The sequence below is a fragment of the Salinivibrio sp. PR932 genome, from assembly GCF_001996125.1.
Lineage (GTDB): Bacteria > Pseudomonadota > Gammaproteobacteria > Enterobacterales > Vibrionaceae > Salinivibrio > Salinivibrio proteolyticus.
The window spans coordinates 53,035-66,495 of sequence record NZ_MUFM01000016.1 but is presented as its reverse complement, the minus strand read 5'-3'; the positions used below and the strand labels follow the sequence as shown (position 1 = coordinate 66,495).

At 49.6% G+C, this 13,461-nt stretch carries 13 protein-coding genes; 12 read left to right on the top strand and 1 reads right to left on the bottom strand.

Features of this window, described 5'->3' with window-relative positions:
* The first annotated feature begins 259 nt into the window (after positions 1-259).
* Both BZG84_RS09730 and BZG84_RS09725 read left to right on the top strand, forming a co-directional pair.
* Positions 260-1,249 (top strand): porin, encoded by a 990-nt coding sequence (locus tag BZG84_RS09730; protein ID WP_077479128.1) that lies wholly within the window; start codon positions 260-262, stop codon positions 1,247-1,249.
* A 103-nt stretch (positions 1,250-1,352) separates the two neighbouring features.
* Entirely contained in the window at positions 1,353-2,000 is a 648-nt protein-coding gene (locus BZG84_RS09725; RefSeq protein ID WP_077479127.1) for a YccT family protein, read from the top strand.
* Positions 2,001-2,113: 113 nt separating this feature from the next.
* Here BZG84_RS09725 and BZG84_RS09720 read toward each other — a convergent pair whose 3' ends face one another.
* On the bottom strand, positions 2,114-2,488 hold the full coding sequence (locus BZG84_RS09720; RefSeq protein WP_077678158.1) for a hypothetical protein: 375 nt from the start codon (positions 2,486-2,488) through the stop codon (positions 2,114-2,116).
* Between the two features lie 422 nt (positions 2,489-2,910).
* Here BZG84_RS09720 and BZG84_RS09715 point away from each other — a divergent pair, with 422 nt between their 5' ends.
* The 10 genes from BZG84_RS09715 (at position 2,911) to BZG84_RS09670 (ending at position 13,443) form a co-directional block, all read left to right on the top strand.
* A complete protein-coding gene (locus BZG84_RS09715) occupies positions 2,911-3,327 on the top strand; it encodes a YbaN family protein (protein WP_077479125.1) in 417 nt (138 codons plus the stop codon).
* A 38-nt stretch (positions 3,328-3,365) separates the two neighbouring features.
* On the top strand, positions 3,366-3,911 hold the full coding sequence (gene apt / locus BZG84_RS09710; RefSeq protein WP_077479124.1) for an adenine phosphoribosyltransferase: 546 nt from the start codon (positions 3,366-3,368) through the stop codon (positions 3,909-3,911).
* Between the two features lie 77 nt (positions 3,912-3,988).
* Positions 3,989-6,094, top strand: a complete 2,106-nt coding sequence (gene dnaX, locus BZG84_RS09705) for a DNA polymerase III subunit gamma/tau (RefSeq protein ID WP_077678157.1) — start codon at positions 3,989-3,991, stop codon at positions 6,092-6,094.
* 24 nt (positions 6,095-6,118) lie between these two features.
* Positions 6,119-6,448: a YbaB/EbfC family nucleoid-associated protein gene (locus BZG84_RS09700; RefSeq protein ID WP_077479122.1), complete on the top strand. Its 330-nt coding sequence runs from the start codon at positions 6,119-6,121 to the stop codon at positions 6,446-6,448.
* A 3-nt stretch (positions 6,449-6,451) separates the two neighbouring features.
* A complete protein-coding gene (gene recR, locus BZG84_RS09695) occupies positions 6,452-7,060 on the top strand; it encodes a recombination mediator RecR (RefSeq protein WP_069588676.1) in 609 nt (202 codons plus the stop codon).
* A 172-nt stretch (positions 7,061-7,232) separates the two neighbouring features.
* Positions 7,233-8,006, top strand: a complete 774-nt coding sequence (locus BZG84_RS09690; protein WP_077479121.1) for a GmrSD restriction endonuclease domain-containing protein — start codon at positions 7,233-7,235, stop codon at positions 8,004-8,006.
* 194 nt (positions 8,007-8,200) lie between these two features.
* A complete protein-coding gene (htpG, locus tag BZG84_RS09685; RefSeq protein ID WP_077479120.1) occupies positions 8,201-10,096 on the top strand; it encodes a molecular chaperone HtpG in 1,896 nt (631 codons plus the stop codon).
* A 155-nt stretch (positions 10,097-10,251) separates the two neighbouring features.
* On the top strand, positions 10,252-10,896 hold the full coding sequence (gene adk / locus BZG84_RS09680; protein ID WP_077455231.1) for an adenylate kinase: 645 nt from the start codon (positions 10,252-10,254) through the stop codon (positions 10,894-10,896).
* 181 nt (positions 10,897-11,077) lie between these two features.
* On the top strand, positions 11,078-12,052 hold the full coding sequence (gene hemH, locus BZG84_RS09675; RefSeq protein ID WP_077479119.1) for a ferrochelatase: 975 nt from the start codon (positions 11,078-11,080) through the stop codon (positions 12,050-12,052).
* Between the two features lie 89 nt (positions 12,053-12,141).
* Positions 12,142-13,443 (top strand): inosine/guanosine kinase, encoded by a 1,302-nt coding sequence (locus tag BZG84_RS09670; protein WP_069588683.1) that lies wholly within the window; start codon positions 12,142-12,144, stop codon positions 13,441-13,443.
* The last annotated feature ends 18 nt before the right edge of the window (positions 13,444-13,461 follow it).

The window sequence follows — 13,461 nt, the reverse complement described above, 5'->3', positions numbered from 1 at the left end:
TATCAAGATTGGTTAATGTCTGACCGTTTACTGTGATCTTCATTCAGCGAAATCTTCTAACTATTTGTTTTTTAAACTTTGTGAGTTATGATCTGTACGGTTTAGGGTGAGTTGACAGAATCCTAATTGTTCTGCACGATTACCCACGAAGTTTCAGTGGATTGGCATTTTGTTCTTTGCAGCATTATGACAGCCACCATATAACAGAGTTCCAAAAAAGAACTCATAATGACTAAATAGAAAAGGCAGTGGATTAACCATGAAAAAGACTATTCTAGCAATGGCAGTTCCAGCTCTGCTGGCTGCTGGCTCAGCATCTGCAAGCATCAACCTGTATGACGCAGACGGCGTTAAAGTAGACCTATCTGGTGCAGCTGAAGTTCAGTACATGCAAGAAATTGGTAATGACAAAGACGGTATGTGGCGCCTAGATGATGGCGACCTTGCTGTTAATACTGAAGTTGCAGTGTCGCCTGAAATGAGCGTACTGGCTGGTATGTCATTTGAGTTTGAATCAGAAGAAGCTCTGACTAAAAACCCAACGAACGGTAACGTTGAAAACAAAGAACTGTTCGTAGGTTTCAAGAGCGACAGCTTCGGTCAAATCACTTTCGGTCGTCAATATCTCCTAAGTGATGATATTGGTATCACCAAAGATTATGAGCTTTCAATTTCATCTTTTGACGGCACTGAAGCAACTCACGGTGCGCAAGTGGCTAAATACGTCTACGACAACGGCACAGTGTATGGTGGTATTTCTACGCGTCAAGACAGCGATGGCAATGATGATGGAAACGCAGAACTGTCTATCATCGATGCGCGTTTAGGCTACCGTGTAGCTGACTTCGATATTCGTGGCTATTACTACAAAGCTGATGACGTTGGTGCAGATAAACCAGCTTCAAGCACAGATGTAACAGCGTATCAGTTTGAAGTTGAGTATGCAGGTATTGAAAATGTAGGCTTGGCAGCTTCTTATGGTAATGGCGAAGCTGAAAGAGTTGTAGGTGGTGCGGAAGTCGCTGATACTGATTATTTCTCTTTGGCTGCTGATTACACCATGGGCAATACTACCTTCGCTGCAGGCTGGGACCGCCAAGATCCAAAAGAGGGTGATAATGTCAACGGTTATTACGCTAACGTGACATATGCTCTGCACAGCAACGCTAAAGTATACGCAGAAATCGGCGATACTAACGCAGATAACGCTGACCTAGGCTACGTAGCGGGTATGGAAGTTAAGTTCTAATTGAGCTTAACGATACCACTACAGCATGTAGTATTCGTTCTAAAAAGCCGCCTTCGGGCGGCTTTTTTATTCATGGTTTTGGCGAATCAGTGAGAAAAGAATAATGAAGCAGTTGAAATGGGCTGGACTAGCGTTGGGTGTCACCCTGTTATCAGGTGTCGCTCAGGCCGCAACGATTACCTCAGCACGGGGTGTTGAGTTTTTGGTGATTGATGGCACCGAAGTGAAATTTGACAGCTGGGCGCCTCAGCAAAGTGTTGAACTAAGCGATGGCAAACACCAGTTAGTGATGCGCTATGAAGGGGAAGTGAAGCGCGGCAGCAAAGATGTTGTTTTTACCTCTCGCCCTTATGTGTTTGATTTTAATGTCGATGGACGTGATGCCACCATTGATATTGATACCCGCCTTTCGGCACAAAGCCAAGCGTCGAGCTATTTTGCTTCAGGCCCACAATGGCAAGCGGAGTTCGAGAGTGGTGAGGTGATGCCGTTGAACGCGACTGAGCTTAAAGGTGACGGTTTTGCTGCTTACGCAGATATGGAAGCGTTAGTGGCAGACTATAACCGCGCCAATGGTATTATTTTAGACCAAGGTGAAAGCAAAAACCTCAATGATGTCTTGGTAGAAGTGGATGAGGAAGGCAAAACGTCCATCAAGGGCGATGCGCTCTCACAACTTAAACTTTGGTATACCAAAGCAAGCGATCAAGAACGCAAGTCTTTCCGCCGCTGGATTATCGACCAAGAATAATGTGGCATGGTTTGACTCAAGCACAAAAAACGCCCAGCCAAAGCTGGGCGTTCGTCGCTTAAACAGCGAGAAACAGGCTACAAGCGAAAGTAGACCGACACAGTATCACTAACTTAGTGCGGGTCCGTCGCAACACGGCGCTGCGCGGGATCGTGATGGTAGTAGTTTGATGTGCGACACTGAGGACAGCGCTGTTCTGCTGCATCTTGCATCAAATCACTGAGCGGTATTTGGCTCTCACAATCGGCACACAGGCCGTAGATCTCCAAATCCATGGCACACAAAGAGGCGTCCACTTTCTCCAAACGATCGCCTAGGCAACGAATCGCGCCTGGCAAGCTTTGACTTTCTTTTATTAAGTCAGTCACATTGAGATTATCGCATTCCTTTTCCCAATCTTCTCGTAATCGAGTGGTTAGGGTTGCGATCAGCTCCGCTTGCTCGGTTTCGAGCTCACGCCGAAGCTGTGCGAGGGTTTTTGTATCCATGGTCAGTTCGCTTGATTGGCTGAAATGACGTTTATCATGGATCACTCACCCCACTTGTTACCCTGATGTAAATCAAGAATAACGATAAAACCTTACAAAAGGTCCGTTTTTAGCGGTTGAAAGCTGAGCTATAGTAGCGCCTCACTGTTGTTAAGTTGTTGTGAGTAGAGATAACAAAATGGAACATGATTTTAAAGAGCCGTATAGTCTGAAGTATTTCATTGGATTTTTGCTGGTACTCCTTATTCCCACCTTGCCAGCAAGCCTGACTTGGATCGGTATTTTGTTTGGTCGTTAATTATCCTGGCGGACCGCGTTCAGCGGTTAAATGCGGTATTGTGCTGTACTGGCCGGGTGAGGGTCACTACACTTGTTAATGTGTTTCATTTCACCGTCAGGCCAGAACTTTGCGAGACCACAGCATGCAACACTCACTGCCATCTTCTTCTCCCCGTTGGCGCTGGCTTTGGAATAGCCTTGGTTGGCTGTGGGTCGGCTTAGGTACGGCGGGTATTTTTTTGCCGGTGCTACCAACGACGCCGTTTTTACTGCTCGCGAGTGGCTGCTTTATGCGTGGTTCACCCCGTATTGCTAACTGGCTGCATGCACATCCTACCTTTGGGCCAATCTTGACTGATTGGTATCAAAAACGCGCCATTAGTCGTAAGGTAAAAGTACGAGCCACCGTGATGATTCTGGCCAGCTTTGCTTTTTCTATTTATATAGTCAGCTTTGTTTGGCTAAAAGTCATGCTGCTAATTTGCTTAATTGTGCTGTTATGCTGGTTTCTCCGCCTGCCTGAGACAGAATCTGTTGCCGCCTCGGCTGAAAATTCATAACATTGCGGTTTGCGTTTTTTTACCGGCGAGTATTGGCCATGAGCAACGACAGCTTGAATGTCATTAAACAAAGCATCAAAACCATTCCTGATTACCCAAAGCCTGGGATCCTTTTTCGCGACGTAACTAGCTTGATGGAAGATCCGATTGCCTATCAGGCAACCATAGATACACTCGCGAGCCAGTATCGTGACATGGGTTTTACCAAAATCATCGGTACCGAATCGCGCGGATTTTTATTCGGCGCCCCATTGGCACTTGCAATGGGATTACCGTTCGTCCCGGTACGAAAACCCGGCAAGCTGCCTCGTGAAGTTATCAGTGAAAGCTACCAACTTGAATATGGCGAAGACACGCTAGAAATTCATCGTGACGCGATTAGCAGCGGTGATAACGTGCTTGTCATTGATGACTTACTGGCGACCGGTGGTACCATTGAGGCGACAGTAAAACTTGTGCGTCGTCTGGGCGGTGAGGTGAAGCATGCGGGCTTTGTCATCAGCCTACCCGATATTGGTGGTGAGGATAAACTTGCCCAAATGGGTGTTAACGTATTTAGCCTGTGCCAATTTGACGGCCACTAGTCTCTCTCCATACTGGGGCGCTGTGCGCCCTTGTTACGCTCCGCCTCATTGGATATTCAAATAGGAAGCCGAGAAACATGAGTTATCAAGTACTCGCACGTAAATGGCGGCCACACAGCTTTGATACCGTGGCAGGGCAACAACATGTACTGACTGCGCTTGCCAACGCGCTTGACCACGACCGTTTGCATCATGCTTACTTATTTAGTGGTACCCGTGGGGTAGGTAAAACCACCATCGCGCGTATTTTTGCCAAGGGGCTGAATTGCGAGCAAGGCGTTTCTTCATCACCTTGTGGTCAGTGTCAAACGTGCCGAGAGATTGATGAAGGGCGTTATGTCGATTTATTAGAGATCGATGCGGCATCGCGCACCAAGGTTGAAGATACCCGCGATTTACTGGATAACGTTCAGTACAAGCCTGCGCGTGGTCGCTATAAGGTGTATTTGATTGACGAAGTCCATATGTTGTCTCGTCATAGTTTCAATGCGCTGCTCAAAACGCTAGAAGAGCCGCCTGAGTATGTGAAATTCCTATTAGCCACTACGGATCCGCAAAAGCTGCCGGTGACTATCCTGTCACGCTGTTTGCAATTTCACTTAAAGCATTTCGATGCCAGCCAAATTCAAACCCAGTTAGAAACCATCTTGGCGCAAGAGGGCGTAGATGCTGAGTCGCGTGCGTTGATGCTACTTTCTCGCGCGGCTGAAGGCAGCATGCGTGATGCACTGAGCTTAACCGACCAAGCGATTGCGCTAGGCAACGGCCAAATTACCACGGCATCGGTTAGCGACATGCTGGGTACACTGAGTACAGATCACGCATTGATGCTGCTTGAAGCGCTGGTTAACCACGATGCGCTGGAGCTGATGAGTGCCTTAGAGCAGATTGCTCACATAGGTGTTGAATGGGACGGTTTACTCAAAGAGCTGGCTGGGCAACTGCATCAAATCGCTTTACTGCAAGCGTTACCTAATACGCATAGCGAGGCGTCACCGGACAAAGCACGCTTGCATGCACTGGCGACCCGACTGTCGCCACAAGATGTGCAATTGTGCTATCAAATGGCGCTGCAGGGTCGTCAAGATTTACCGTATGCTCCTGATGGACGTGCGGGGCTGGAAATGGTGTTGTTGCGGATGTTGGCATTCCAACCGGTCAAAACAGTCCCCTATGAACCCAAGGCGATTTCTGTGCCGACCCAAGCCCCTCAAACGCAACAGGCTGCGACTCAGAAACCGCATACCGATCCGGCTCAGGCGATTGGGGCATTAAAAGCGCAGGTGCAGCAAGCAACATCGACGCCAAGGGAGCAGGCCGTGCCAGCTCCACAGTCGGCGCAACCTCAATCACAATCTGAGCCACAGGCGCAACAGCCAGCGTCGACGCAGCCGGATAGGGCGGAGGAAGCTCAGGCTGCCCCTCAATCTGCGGCATCCAGTTTGATTCAGGCGCGGAATCAACTTCGTAGTCGCATGAAACGTCAATCGAGTCAGACGGATAACACGCCAAAAAAGACTGAACGGACATCGGCCAAGCAAGATGCGTTATCAGTGCTGGATCGTATTACTGCGAATGCCCAGCCTGCGTCGCCGGTGTCCGACTCCTCTTTTGAGCAAGCGCCGGCGGCATTGTCTCATCAAAAAACGGCTGAAACGGCGCCGGTGTCTGATGAACCTTATCAATGGACGCCGACTCAACCGCAGCCCGAGAAAGCGACAGCCACGCATTTAACGCCAAATGCGCTGAAAAAGGCGCTGGAGCATGAAAAAACACCAGCGATGCGGGACAAGCTTGTCCATGAAGCGAACGTGGAGGATCACTGGTGTGCGTTGGCAGACAGTTTGGTGGTGCCGCGCTTGGTGAAGCAAATGGCACTGAATGCGTCGATGGTGCGTGAGGGCAATACGGTGGTGTTGACCTTACGTCCTGATCAGGCTCACCTCAATAAAGAAAAAGCACAACAACAGCTCGCACAGGCCTTGTCTCAGGCCCTAAATGCCCCCATAACATTGGAAGTCCATTTAGGCGATAGCGGGCGAACGCCATTAGAGTGGCGAGAACATCTCTATCAACAAAAATTAGCGCAGGCGACACAGAGCTTGCATAATGATCCGAATGTCGGTTTTATTCTGCAGCGTTTTGCTGCGGAACTGGATGAAGACAGCATTCGACCAATTTAGAACACCTAACCAAGAGAGAGAATTATGTTTGGTAAAGGCGGAATGGGTAACCTGATGAAGCAGGCGCAGCAAATGCAAGAGCGCATGCAAAAAGTTCAGGAAGAAATTGCCAATATGGAAGTCACCGGTGAGTCGGGCGCAGGCATGGTAAAAGTCACCATGACGGGTAGCCATAGCGTTCGTCGAGTTGAAATCGATGACAGCCTAATGGAAGACGACAAAGACATGCTGGAAGATCTGGTTGCAGCCGCATTCAATGACGCCGCACGTCGTGCCGAAGAGCAGCAAAAAGAGAAAATGGCCGAAGTGACAGGTGGTATGCAGCTACCACCAGGCATGAAAATGCCGTTTTAATCCATGCGTACCAGTCAGTTACTTGAACAACTGATGGACGCGCTGCGCTGCTTGCCTGGGGTCGGCCCCAAATCAGCGCAGCGTATGGCCTATCATCTGCTTCAACGCAATCGTCAGGGTGGTATCGAGTTGGCGCAAGCGCTGACTGCAGCGATGACAGAGATTGGTCATTGCAGCCAGTGTCGCACCTTCACTGAAGAAGAGGTTTGTGCGATTTGCGACAATCCTCGACGTCAGCAAACGGGCTTAATTTGTGTGGTTGAGAGCCCAGCGGATATCGCCGCGGTTGAAGCGACCGGGCAATATTCTGGGCGTTACTTTGTATTAATGGGGCATTTGTCGCCATTAGATGGTATTGGTCCTGCCGATATCGGCTTAGACGTGTTGGAAAAACGCCTCACGCATGAGCCCATTGAAGAGCTGATCCTCGCTACCAACCCAACCGTTGAAGGCGAAGCAACGGCGCAATATATTGCAGAGCTATGTCGAGAACACGATGTGCAAGCCAGCCGTATTGCCCACGGTGTGCCTATGGGTGGAGAGCTTGAGCTGGTGGACGGCACCACACTCTCACACTCGATCATTGGGCGGCAGCGCTTAAGCTATAACTAGCTGAGAAGCATGACGCGCTGTACCATGACGCACTAATTTCTAAGCCTGACTTGGTCAGGCTTTTCTTTTTTCTCCTCCTTGACTAGTAAGTGTGCAATCAATCATTTGATTGTTGACAAACTAGTCGTTAAGCGCTGTTGTGTAATCACTCATTACTAAACGTGCTTAACGTATGAAGCGTTTTCTCTCTTTCTTTCTTGTAAACTTCTTTCTCGCAAGCGCATTGGTCAGTAGCCTGGCTCAGGCCGAGCCAGTTAAGCGCTCAAAATCGGGCATTTGTCACGACACCAATAGTCCCTATTACACCCGCGTCACGCGATTTACCGCATTTAACTCGCTGTCAGCCTGTCTTGAGGCAGGCGGGCGCTTACCTAAGCGGGCGACGTCTTCTCCAAAAGCGCTTGTCCATCAAGAAACCAACGCGGCGTTGCGCGATGGGCGTCCTTTCTCTGGACCCTATCAGCGAGACCATTGGCCCCATTGGTTGGACGAGGACAAAGATTGCCAAAACACCCGTGCTGAAGTCCTGATTGCCCGGAGCCAAGTGCCTGTGACCTACACACGGGATAATCGCTGCACGGTTGCCACGGGATTATGGGTTGGCGCGTTGACGGGCCAGTCGTTTACCCAAGCCAGTGATGTCGACATTGATCACCTTGTGCCATTGAAGTGGGCCCACGGTCACGGTGGCGAGGTATGGTCTCGGAAGAAAAAAGCCCAATTTGCCAATGACCCCGACAACCTGCTGATCGCCGATGATGCGCTGAATGCACAAAAAGGCGCGAAAGGGCCTGATGAATGGCTGCCGCCGCTCGAGACACTGCGTTGTGACTATGTCTATCGTTTTGATCGTATCGTCGCCCGTTACCAACTCCACTACGTGCCCAGTGAGCGGGAGGCCGTGAACCATTGGCTTGCCGCCTGTGGTTACGGGCCGCGGGGATAGCAAGGCTGGGTGAACTTGTGGCTGCTTTGCTTGATGACGCGAATAGATGGCTAAGTGATTTATTTTTGGTCAGTTAAGCCTTGAAAGCGTCGCGAGCGGCCCCTATATCCAAAGAGACTTTATCCAATTCGTCATCAGGTGGTCCGCTTCGGGCTCACTTGGCGTTTAATTATCATAGCTTTAGGTAGATTGACATGAGCGTGAAAACCCCAGAAAAACACCAGTTTGGCTCTGATACATCCAAGCTGTTGCAATTGATGATCCATTCACTCTACTCAAACAAAGAGATTTTCCTGCGTGAGCTAGTCTCGAATGCGTCAGACGCGGCGGACAAGCTTCGTTTTAAAGCACTTTCGGCCCCTGAATTGTACGAAAATGATGGGGATTTACGTGTACGCCTCTCAGTAGACAAGGATGCAGGTACGCTGACTATCTCTGATAACGGCATTGGTATGAGCCGAGATGATGTGATCGCCAACCTTGGGACCATCGCGAAGTCAGGGACAGAAGAGTTTCTAAAGCAACTCAATGAAGATCAAAGCAAAGATTCCAACTTGATTGGTCAGTTTGGCGTGGGCTTTTATTCTGCCTTTATCGTTGCCGACAAGGTGACCGTGCACACCCGTGCTGCCGGTCTGGCGGCAGACCAAGCTGTATGCTGGGAATCTACCGGTGAAGGCGAATACACCCTAGAGCCTATCGAGAAAGCTGAACGCGGCACCGATATTATCTTGCATCTGAATGACGATGAGAAAGAATTCCTCAACGACTGGCGCTTGCGCGAGGTGATTGGCAAATACTCTGATCACATCGGTATTCCGGTTGAAATGTGGACCGTCGAAAAAGACGACGAAGGCAAGGAAACTGGCGAGGGCAAATGGGAAAAGGTCAATAAAGCACAAGCTTTGTGGACCCGTTCTAAATCAGACATTAGCGCGGACGAGTATAAAGAGTTTTATAAGCACGTCTCACACGATTTCGCGGAGCCACTGACATGGAGCCACAACCGTGTCGAAGGTAAAAATGACTACACAAGCTTGCTATATGTCCCGTCGAAAGCACCGTGGGATCTGTTCAACCGTGAGCACAAACACGGTTTGAAACTGTACGTGCAACGCGTGTTCATTATGGATGATGCGTCGCAATTTATGCCAAGTTACTTGCGCTTTATCCGTGGTCTGATTGACTCGAATGATCTGCCGCTCAACGTCTCTCGTGAGATCTTGCAAGATAACAAGATCACTCAATCACTGCGCAGTGCTTGCACTAAGCGCGTGCTATCTATGCTCGAGAAGTTGGCTAAAAACGACGCGGAGAAGTATCAAACCTTCTGGCGTGAGTTTGGTCTGGTACTTAAAGAAGGTCCGGCTGAAGACTTTGGCAACAAAGAAAAAATTGCGGGCTTGCTGCGCTTTGCCTCGACGCACGAAGACAGTGCGGAGCAAACCGTTTCATTGGCGGACTACGTGTCGCGCATGAAAGACGAGCAAGAGAAAATTTACTACATCACTGCAGATAGCTACAACGCTGCGAAGCACAGCCCACACCTTGAGCAATTCAAGGCGAAAGGCATTGAAGTTATCTTGATGTACGATCGCATCGATGAGTGGCTGATGAGCTACCTCACTGAGTTTGATGGTAAGCAATTCCAAGCGATTACCAAAGCAGACCTCGATCTTAGCCAGTTTGACGACGAAGAAGCCAAAGCCAAGCGTGAAGAAACCGAAAAAGCGTTTGAGTCTGTGGTCGAGCGCGTGAAGTCTCATTTAGGTGAGCGCGTGAAAGATGTTCGTCCGACGTTCAAACTATCCGGCACGCCTGCGGTCGTGGTGACCGACCAATTTGAGATGGGTACCCAGATGGCGAAACTGCTCGAAGCGGCTGGGCAACAAGCGCCGGAAGTGAAATATATCTTCGAGCTCAACCCAGAGCATGATCTTGTCAAGCGTATGGCGGATGAGAGCGATGAAGAGAAGTTTGGTACCTGGGTAGAAATGCTGCTAGGTCAAGCGATGCTGGCAGAAAAAGGAAGCATGGATGACCCGTCTGAGTTCTTGGCGTCGGTGAACAAGCTTCTGACTAAGGTATAATCGACAACGTGCTGTGAAAGCGACATACTGAACAGCGACCAACAAGCCCGGCCGGATTGCCGGGCTTGATAGCGTTTCGTGAAGCGTGTATGTTTCGGGTCTTTGCGAATAGACGCAGTTTTACGAAACTCCAAAAACGATAAAAGGGGATCACTATGCGCATCATTCTGTTGGGTGCACCGGGCGCGGGTAAAGGGACGCAAGCGCAGTTCATCATGGAAAAATACGGGATTCCGCAGATTTCTACCGGTGACATGCTGCGCGCCGCGATTAAAGCGGGCACTGAGCTGGGCAAACAAGCCAAAGCGGTTATTGATGCTGGCGAGTTGGTGTCAGATGACATCATTCTGGGTCTGGTTAAAGAGCGTATCTCGCAAGATGATTGTGCCAAAGGGTTCTTGCTAGATGGGTTCCCACGTACAATTCCACAAGCGGATGGCCTAAAAGAAATCGGAGTTGCGATTGATTACGTGCTCGAGTTTGACGTGCCAGACGATGTGATTGTGGAGCGTATGAGTGGTCGTCGTGCTCACTTGGCGTCAGGCCGCACCTACCACGTGGTGTATAACCCACCGAAAGTGGAAGGCAAAGACGATGTGACTGGTGAAGAGCTGGTTGTTCGTGATGACGACAAAGAAGAAACAGTGCGTGCGCGCCTGAAGGTTTACCATGATCAAACCGCGCCTTTGATTGCTTACTACAAAAAAGAGGCGGATGCAGGCAATACGCAGTACTTCACCTTTGACGGCACCCAAGCGGTGGCAGACGTCAGTGTTGAGATTGAAAAAGCCCTAGGCTAACACTGGATGTTCTCCCAAGGAGAAGATTGAGTATATCGATTGCAGAAACCGGAGCAGACGATTAGTCGCTCCGGTTTTTTTATGGCAAGCTAGCCCAAAATCAAATTGTTACCGTACTGGTTCGGGTAAATCGTTTATACGCCAGTCTGTTCTAAGATTGCCGCCAAGGAATACAATCAAAATGACGGAAAAACACAATCAAGTCGGTGTGCTATTGGTCAACCTCGGAACCCCAGAAGCGCCGACCTCACAGTCAGTGAAAGCCTTTCTTTCTGAATTTCTACATGATCATCGTGTGGTTGATTTAACCCGTTGGTTATGGTGCCCATTATTACATGGCGTGATACTGCCGATTCGTTCACCGAAAGTAGCTAAGCTGTATCAAAGTATTTGGATGGAGGAGGGGTCGCCACTGATGGTGTATGCCAAACGTCAGCAAAAAGCGCTGGCTGAACAGGTGTCGGTTCCGGTTGCGCTTGGAATGACCTACGGTAATCCGTCCATTGCCCAAGGGCTTGATGAGCTGCAAGCAAAGGGCTGCGATAAGGTGTTGGTTTTGCCGCTTTATCCACAATATTCTGCCACCACCACCGCCGCGGTTTTCGATAAAGTGGCTAAATCATTGAAAGGGCGCCCAGTGATCCCTGCGTTGCGGTATGTGAACCACTATCATGATCACCCGCTTTATCAAGCCGCGTTAGCCCATTCGGTGAAGCAGCATTGGCAAGTGCATGGGAAAGGTGACTTGCTACTTTGTTCTTATCACGGCATACCGCAGCGTTTTGCCGATAATGGCGACCCTTATCCTCGGCACTGTGAGCAAACCACATCGCTGCTGCAAGCGGAACTCGGGCTTGCGGATAACGAGATCATGATGACCTATCAGTCCCGTTTCGGACGAGAGGAGTGGCTCAAGCCTTACACCGATAAGACCTTAGAGACGTTACCCAGCAAAGGGGTGAAAACCCTCGATATTATGACCCCAGCTTTTTCGGCTGACTGCCTTGAAACCTTAGAAGAAATTGCTGAGCAATGTCGTGACACCTTCCTCGAGGCAGGTGGCGAACGCTTCCGATTTATTCCATGCTTAAACGACGATGAGGCTCATATTCACCTGATGGCGTCGCTGGTGGCCCAACATACACAAGGTTGGTAGGGCAATAAATTTCATCGTGTAGACGCTACGCATGCGCGAATTCTGTGATAGAATTCGCGCCTCCCTTCCATTAGCTAGTTACACGAACCATGAAATTTCCAGGACAACGCAAGTCTAAGCACTATTTTCCGGTTCACGCCCGTGATCCTTTGCTCAACCCAGCCAGCGAACGTGGCTTTAAGCGCCCGCACGTGATTGGTATCGACCAAACCTTGGTCGACATTGAAGCAAAAGTGCCTGATGAATTTCTGGAGCGGTATCAGTTAAGTAAAGGGCACTCGCTTGTCATCGACGATGAGCGCGCAGAAGCACTGTATCAAGAATTAAAAGACAACAATCTTGTCACTCATGAGTTTGCGGGTGGCACCATCGGTAACACCTTACACAATTATTCAGCGCTGGCGGATGATCAATCTATCTTGCTAGGGGTGATGAGCCAAGATATTCGAATAGGTAGCTATTCTTACCGCTACCTGTGCAACACCTCAAGCCGGATGGATCTTAACTACCTGCAGCCAGTGCAGGGCCCAATTGGTCGTTGTTACGCCTTGATTGGCGATTGTGGTGAGCGTACGTTCGCCATCAACGAAGGCTTGATGAACCAACTCCATCCTGATTCAATTCCTGAGCATATCTTTGAAAACGCTTCTGCGTTGGTACTCACTGCGTATTTGGTTCGCTGTAAAGAAGGTGATCCAATGCCGCAAGCGACCATGCGCGCCATTGAATATGCGAAAAAGCACAACGTGCCCGTGGTTATGACGCTCGGCACCAAGTTTGTGATTGAGCAAAACCCACAATGGTGGCGTGACTTTCTTTCCGAGCACGTTAGCGTCGTAGCGATGAATGAAGATGAGGGTGAAGCCTTAACCGGTGAGAGCGATCCGCTCTTAGCGGCCGATGCTGCACTGCAGTGGGTGGATATGGTGTTGTGTACTGCAGGACCAATTGGTTTGTATATGGCCGGTTACACTGAGGATAAGTCGAAACGTCAAACCACCTTGCCGTTGCTGCCAGGTGCGATCCCTGAATTCAACATGTATGAATTTAGCCGTCCGATGATGAAAGCGGACTGTGAAACGCCGATTAAAATATACTCTCACATTGCTCCCTATATGGGCGGGCCTGAGCGGATTAAGAACACCAATGGTGCTGGAGATGGTGCTCTATCAGCGTTGCTGCATGATATGTCTGCGAATCGCTATCATCGTGACAATGTACCCAATTCGAGTAAGCACCAATACCCATTTATGACCTACTCCTCTTTCTCGCAAGTGTGCAAGTATGCGAACCGTGTCAGCTATGAAGTGTTGGCGCAGCACTCACCGCGTTTATCACGTGGGCTGCCTGAGCGAGAGGATAGCCTTGAAGAGGCGTATTGGGAGCGATAAGCCTCTAGTAAAAAAACC

Bases quoted from the DNA above. Each gene is read 5' to 3' on its own strand.
- BZG84_RS09730 (WP_077479128.1), top strand. From the start codon at position 260: ATGAAAAAGACTATTCTAGCAATGGCAGTTCCAGCTCTGCTGGCTGCT.
- BZG84_RS09725 (WP_077479127.1), top strand. From the start codon at position 1,353: ATGAAGCAGTTGAAATGGGCTGGACTAGCGTTGGGTGTCACCCTGTTA.
- BZG84_RS09720 (WP_077678158.1), bottom strand. From the start codon at position 2,488: ATGGATACAAAAACCCTCGCACAGCTTCGGCGTGAGCTCGAAACCGAG.
- BZG84_RS09715 (WP_077479125.1), top strand. From the start codon at position 2,911: ATGCAACACTCACTGCCATCTTCTTCTCCCCGTTGGCGCTGGCTTTGG.
- apt (WP_077479124.1), top strand. From the start codon at position 3,366: ATGAGCAACGACAGCTTGAATGTCATTAAACAAAGCATCAAAACCATT.
- dnaX (WP_077678157.1), top strand. From the start codon at position 3,989: ATGAGTTATCAAGTACTCGCACGTAAATGGCGGCCACACAGCTTTGAT.
- BZG84_RS09700 (WP_077479122.1), top strand. From the start codon at position 6,119: ATGTTTGGTAAAGGCGGAATGGGTAACCTGATGAAGCAGGCGCAGCAA.
- recR (WP_069588676.1), top strand. From the start codon at position 6,452: ATGCGTACCAGTCAGTTACTTGAACAACTGATGGACGCGCTGCGCTGC.
- BZG84_RS09690 (WP_077479121.1), top strand. From the start codon at position 7,233: ATGAAGCGTTTTCTCTCTTTCTTTCTTGTAAACTTCTTTCTCGCAAGC.
- htpG (WP_077479120.1), top strand. From the start codon at position 8,201: ATGAGCGTGAAAACCCCAGAAAAACACCAGTTTGGCTCTGATACATCC.
- adk (WP_077455231.1), top strand. From the start codon at position 10,252: ATGCGCATCATTCTGTTGGGTGCACCGGGCGCGGGTAAAGGGACGCAA.
- hemH (WP_077479119.1), top strand. From the start codon at position 11,078: ATGACGGAAAAACACAATCAAGTCGGTGTGCTATTGGTCAACCTCGGA.
- BZG84_RS09670 (WP_069588683.1), top strand. From the start codon at position 12,142: ATGAAATTTCCAGGACAACGCAAGTCTAAGCACTATTTTCCGGTTCAC.